This is a genomic window from Roseovarius sp. 10 (genome assembly GCF_033100315.1).
Classification (GTDB): Bacteria; Pseudomonadota; Alphaproteobacteria; order Rhodobacterales; family Rhodobacteraceae; genus M30B80.
In genome coordinates, this window is record NZ_JAWLVH010000007.1 from 25,784 (window position 1) to 31,942 (window position 6,159).

The window sequence follows — 6,159 nt, forward strand, 5'->3', positions numbered from 1 at the left end:
TCTCAGTGAAGTTTATGGATCGCGAACTGTTCACGGGCACTTGTGTTTACCCAGCTCCCCTCAGAACCGCATTTCCAATCCGAGGGCTGCGGTTGAGCGGCGCGCACTGCCCACCTTGTCGATGGCAAAGCGGAAGTTGGCATTGCGCAGGCCATCATCGGATTGCGCGCTGAAGCCCACCTCACCCCCACTGCCGCAGTTCTCTGTGCGCCGCGTGGACATAGTCCGCTCACAGATCAAGCGGGGCGCGAAGGAGAGCGTCGCGTTGGTATTGGCTAGGAGGCCGTCTTCAAGCGTGTAAATCACCTCAGGGCGAAGCGTGAGGTTCGCGATCGATACGGACCCCGCATTCAGGCTCAGCGTGTCATCCACAAGACCGTATGCGCGGCCCGTGAAGAACACCGTCCCAAGCTCTGACTTGCCGTAGTTGAATGCAAGCTCAGGACGGAACTCATAAGCCTCCATAACATAGGCCCCAGAGATCGAGGCCCCCGCTGTCACCGTCTCGCTGCGGTAATCGCTCTCAAGCGCCAGCGTCCCATTGCTGATATCCAGGTCGCTATGGCCAACCCCGATGGAGATATAGGCATCCGTGTAGAGCGTCTGCGCAAGGCGGTGGGCAACGTATCCCCCCACACTCAAGCCAAGGCGGGTTTGGTCCCCTGCGAATGTCCCCTTCAGATCACTCTCTGCGGCCTCTGCCCCAACGTAATATCCCAGCAGCGTTCCATCCCTGACCATGTGCTCCCAAGCCAGCCGTGCGGAGAGCGTTGCGGTTGTGTCATCGCGATCAAGGTCATGTTGGATATCAAAGTCGCTAAAGAACAGTCTGCGGTAAGCCCCACTGTGTTGGATGAGGCTCGCTGTAGCTGTCCCTCTGGTGCTGAGCGTTACTGCATCCGCAGAGGCCACGCCCTCAATCTCCAATGGAACTGAGCGGGTCGAAAGCGTGGGTAGTGTGCAGCGATCATCGCTCTGACTATCCTCATCGCGGCAGCGGTCATCTGCAATCAGGCGGTTGCGGGCATCGCGGATCATACGGGTCGAGGCGTTCAACCCGCTGCGCACAGCGCGCATCATGTCATCGATAATGATGGAGCGTATTACTGCCTCGTTCTCAGCAAAGTCGCTTGCTGGTGAGGCAATATTTGCTGTGACTGTAAATATAGCCGAGCCGCCTGCATAGGCGTTATCGGATGAATCTTCGATCGTTGCCCCGATCGCGACGTACACCACCTGCGATGTATCGAAATCGCTCGTTGGAGTGATTGTAATTACATTACCACTCACCGTTGCATCAAAAGCGATGTTTGAGCCGCTGGAGCCGGTATCCTTCAGTGTAATCAGCGCATCCACGTTTGCGTCTGATAGCGCAGTATTGTCGATCAAGCGCACCGCTTCATTGAACGTAATCGCGATGTTCGCAGTTGTCGCGATATCAGTCGCGCCATTCGTCGGGTTGAATGTGGCAGTGGGTGCAGCCTGATCATTCAGTGTTGCAGTATTATTAGACTGGGTCGTAGATGCCGGATTACCAGCCACATCATAGATCGATGTTGCGCTTACGGGCACAACACTCACAATCTCACTTCCATCTGGTGCTCCAGAAAGGCCTACGCCAAGGACCCAAACACTCTGCGACGTCTTCGTTATAGAGCTTGGCGTAGACGTGACTGTTGCAGTCCCACCTGTGATGGACAGAGCAAAATCAGCAGCTGTTAAATCACCCGAACCGCCACTTGTGCCATATACGGCCTCAGAGAACGTTACGGTAAGTGAACTGTTATCAGCACTCAGGCTGACTGAGCTTATCGCCGGAACGGTGGCGTTGACCAACACAGAGGATGTGCTGCCGACACTGTTGAGCGTGAGGTTCAGGTCATTGCCAGCGCTGTCTTTGAGCGTTCCTCCATTGCCAGATAAAGAACCAACAGCGATACCATCTGCATCCTCGTCGCCTGATTGGACCGTGTAGCTAAACAAGAGTGCTGTGGACGCGCTCCCAGACACATAGGTTGCCTGCCGCGTGGTGCTGCCAATGGTTAAAGCAATCTCAGGCGTGCCGCCAGTGGTAATCACAGTGACATTCTCGGAGGTGTTTACCGTGAAACTCAGGGTCTGTCCTGCCCTGTAGGTCCCATTTGATGGTACTGAGACAGAGGAGATCGTTGGAGCTGTCGCATCATAGGTGACACTTACCTGCGTTGCTGCGGTATTGGTGTTGCCTGCACCATCTTGGGCAACGTTTGCAGCTACATCTATTGCAACATTACCACCTGCGCTCGGTGTGATGTCTGCGGTGTAGGTGTTGCCATCGACAGTTACGAAATTACCAGCCGTGCCATTTGTGACGGTGATATCGCCAACTGCAAAGCCAGTGACATCTTCTGAAAACTCAAACGTTACACTGAACGCTGATGTGGAGTTCACAGTCGTTGGTGCATTTTGAATAGAGATCGTTGGCGCGGCGCCATCGGCAATCACCCCACTTAAATCACCAAAGTTGTTGAGCGCCGATGTGATTTGATTGTTCGCACCGTCACGAATAGCCGCACCGTTCACCGTCATAACCGTGGCGCGTTGCGTAACGGCTCCCACATCACCAGATTGCACCGTGTATCGGAACAAAAGTGCAGTTGAGCCAGTTCCTGAGACGTAAAGCGCCTCCCTAAATCCACCGTCGATATTAAAAGCAATTTTAGGCGGACCGCCGGAAACAGTCACCGTTTCTGAGGTGTTTACGGTAAACTCGAGAGTATCGCCTGCTTTATAACTGCCGGCGCTGGATACGGTCACAGAAGTGATTGTTGGAGCGGTCGTGTCGGATGATGTTATCTGGCTGCTGGTGGCCGTGGTTAATGCCCCAGAGGATGCTTGAAGGTTCAGTGTCTCTGATGAGCTCCCAGATGCTGAATAGGTTATCGACATCCCTGCAAACACTGCAACACCATTAACCGGTGCAATTGAGACGGTACTTGATGAGCCGTCAGTATCGCCCGATGCAGACAACGTCGCCGATCCTACGCCATTGACTTCGGAGATGGTTATGTTTGTCGTATAGCCTGTATCTGTGATGCCATTTGCATCTTGCGCGTCAACAACCGGCACCGTCGTGAACGCTGTCGCAGTTCCATGTTCAATCGCTAGGGGAGCTGGTTGAGTACTGAAGGCCAATTTGGTGGCGACCACATCTGAAGTGATAGCATTGGCGCTCACTGCAGATAAGTCGCTGCCAACCCCATTCTGATCATCAGCCGTCAAAATAAAGCTCTCTTGATCTGCTGTGGCGGTGTAGGTAACATCCGTGAATGTCGCGACACCCGCAACTGCCGCAACATCCACATCGCCAGACAATGTGCCTGCGCTGGCTTCCGTAAGCGTTATTGTTTCTGTGAAGTCTACGTCCGTATTACCAAAATCGTCTTGAGCAGTCACGACAGGCTGCGTTGTCAGGGCAGAGCCACTCACACTCCCTGCAGGTTGGGTTGTGACAGCCAAAGTAGTCGCGACAACGTCAACGGTTGTCCCAGTGCTGTTATTGACAGCTGTGGTTGCAGCAAACTGGGTTCCGCTTGCCCCCACAGTCAAATCTGTATCGCCATCAACACTCAAAATAATGGTCTGGTCTTCCGTGACATTCGTATTGTCGTTGAAGTAACCATTAATGGTATACGTCTCACTACTCCCATCAGCGATTGAGATGGACAAGCCAGTAAAAGTGATTGTGTCATTAGACGCGTTATATGTTCCGGTCACATTGGACGCATCAGGACCATCGAGGCGCCACGTAATTTGATCGCGAACCGCGTCCGAGGCAGTACCAGAAACATTGACAACGATTTGGCTGATGGTTGTTGCAAGCCCATCTCCGCCCCCATCAGAGATCGTGAAATCAAATAGATCGACGGCTTCTCCAACGGTATCGACAGTCGTACCAATACCAACGGGCTCTGATACCGTGGCGGAGGCGACCAGGTTGGCATCAAAAGTTGGGATAGTCACGGATAACGCGCTCGACTCCAGCCCTGGACCAATGGACGTCACACCGCGAACCTTCACCGAATATGTTGAGCCATTGGTCAGCCCGGTGATGTTGATGGAAGTCGATGTGGACGAAGTGCTCACCCAGGAGCCACCATCAAGTTGGTATTGATACTCCGTAATCGGACTTGTTCCAGAACCACTTGGCGCGGAAAATGAAAGGCTCATCTGCCCGGACGCAACTGAGGCAGACAAGGATGTTGGCGGCGACGCGATCGAGCCGGTGTCAAAGTTCAGAGTTGTGGTATCGCTGATCCCCGCGAATGAGTTGCCCGCAAGGTCATCGATCGCAGTTGACGCAATCTGAACATTATAGCTTGTTGAAGGTAATAAGTCAGCTGTCGGGTTGATCGTGACCGTTGACCCAGAAATGCTAACCTGTGCGTCGCCGATCGCAATGGCACGAGTGTCGCTGGACCCGCCAGAAGTTTGTCCTGAAATCGTGATATTGCCCGTACCAGCTTGGACACTCTCGCTAAAAGTGAGAACGATGTTATCTGCCAACGCTATGCCCGACGCGTCATCAGAAGGCGTGGAAGACGAAAGGGTTGGGGCGGTCGCATCGAGCGTTGTGGCATCAACCTTTGCGAGGCTTGCTTGGACGTTGGGTGTGGACGCATTGTCTTGCGCGACAAAATAGACGTCATAGGCTGTAAATTCCGACAGAGTCGTGACCGCGGAGAAGCTACTCGAAAAAGGTGCGCTGGAGACCGTCTCACTGTCAGACGCAAGCGCGACAGAACCTGTGGAGTCTTGACCAGCCGTGACTTGTGCTACGCTTGGAGCCGTGGCGCCATCCGCAACAACAACGTAGTATATAGTCCCCGCCTCATCAATCGACGCTGAAGGTGTAAAGCCAGAAGATGTCACGCTGCCAACAGAAGGTGCAACATCAAAGGTCGGAGACGTCGCATCATAAATCCAGCCAAACTGCGCAGAGGCAGTGTTGCCATTGCCTGCCGTATCAGTGAACTTCCCCGATACAACATCAATCGTAGTGGCCCCTTGAGACGTAGGCGTGAACGTTGCGGTATAGCTCGTACCCGACCCCGAAAAACTACTAATACTGCCATTGGTCACAGTGATGTCATTCGCATCAAAATCAGCCGTAGTCTCGCTTGTGGTGAACGTAAGCGACAATGTCGCGTCACTCGATGTAGCGCCATCACTCACTTCAGATGCTGCAATGGCAATCGTGGGAGCCGTGGAGTCATAGGTCCAATTGAACTGTGCAGAGGCAGTGTTGCTATTGCCTACCGTATCAGTGAACTTCCCCGATAAAACATCAATCGTAGTGGCCCCTTGAGACGTTGGCGTGAACGTCGCGGTATAGCTCGTACCCGACCCCGAAAAACTACTAATACTGCCATTGGTTACAGTGATGTCATTCGCATCAAAATCAGTCGTAGTCTCGCTTGTGGTGAACGCAAGCGACAATGTCGCGTCGTTCGATGTAGCGCCATTGCTCACTTCAGATGCCGTAATCGTAATCGCAGGCGGAGCGTCAACTGTGATCGTCACAGTATCCGCAACCGAGGAAATGCCACGATTGTCAGTTACGACCAGAGAAAAAGTTAGAGATCTGTTGCTTCCCCCAGCAGGGATGGTAGGCGCCGTGAATGTTGGTTGCTGAGCAGCAGTATTCGAGAGCGATATGCCGGACGGCGCTGACCAAGAATAAGTTGCAAGGGTTCTATTCGCATCGTTTGACTTGGAGCCCGAGCCACTTAGCGCCACGCTTGAGCCTGATTGCACCACCCGATCTGATCCTGCATTCGCGGTCGGAAGCGAGTATCGCAGGATCACGATGCCAGAACCACCGTTAGCACGCGCACCGCCACCGCCACCAGTATTTGGCTGCCCGGACACACCTCCAGCTCCTCCACCACCGATACCACCACTGCCAATCGATAAGTTTCCGTTACCATCGACTACGAAAGACTGACCACCACCTCCACCAGCATAAAAAGTCGCTGTGCCGGAAATGGAGCTAACCTTACCTGCACCTCCATCCCCGGACACGCCACTTGCGCTGTCACCGCCGGCAGTACTTGCACCACCCCCTCCCCCGCCACCAAAAGGGGTAAATTGCAAAATTGTATCCCCGCCGTCATTTCC

General features: G+C 53.7%; 1 protein-coding gene and 1 pseudogene. Both read right to left on the minus strand.

Translation table 11 applies throughout. From position 1 onward, the window contains the following. Window positions 1-60: 60 nt before the first annotated feature. Entirely contained in the window at window positions 61-5,562 is a 5,502-nt protein-coding gene (locus tag RYZ18_RS13940; RefSeq protein WP_317657475.1) for a beta strand repeat-containing protein, read from the minus strand. Between the two features lie 330 nt (window positions 5,563-5,892). Continuing rightward, window positions 5,893-6,135, minus strand: a pseudogene (locus RYZ18_RS13945) (glycine-rich domain-containing protein); the annotation flags it as partial. Window positions 6,136-6,159 lie beyond the last annotated feature (24 nt).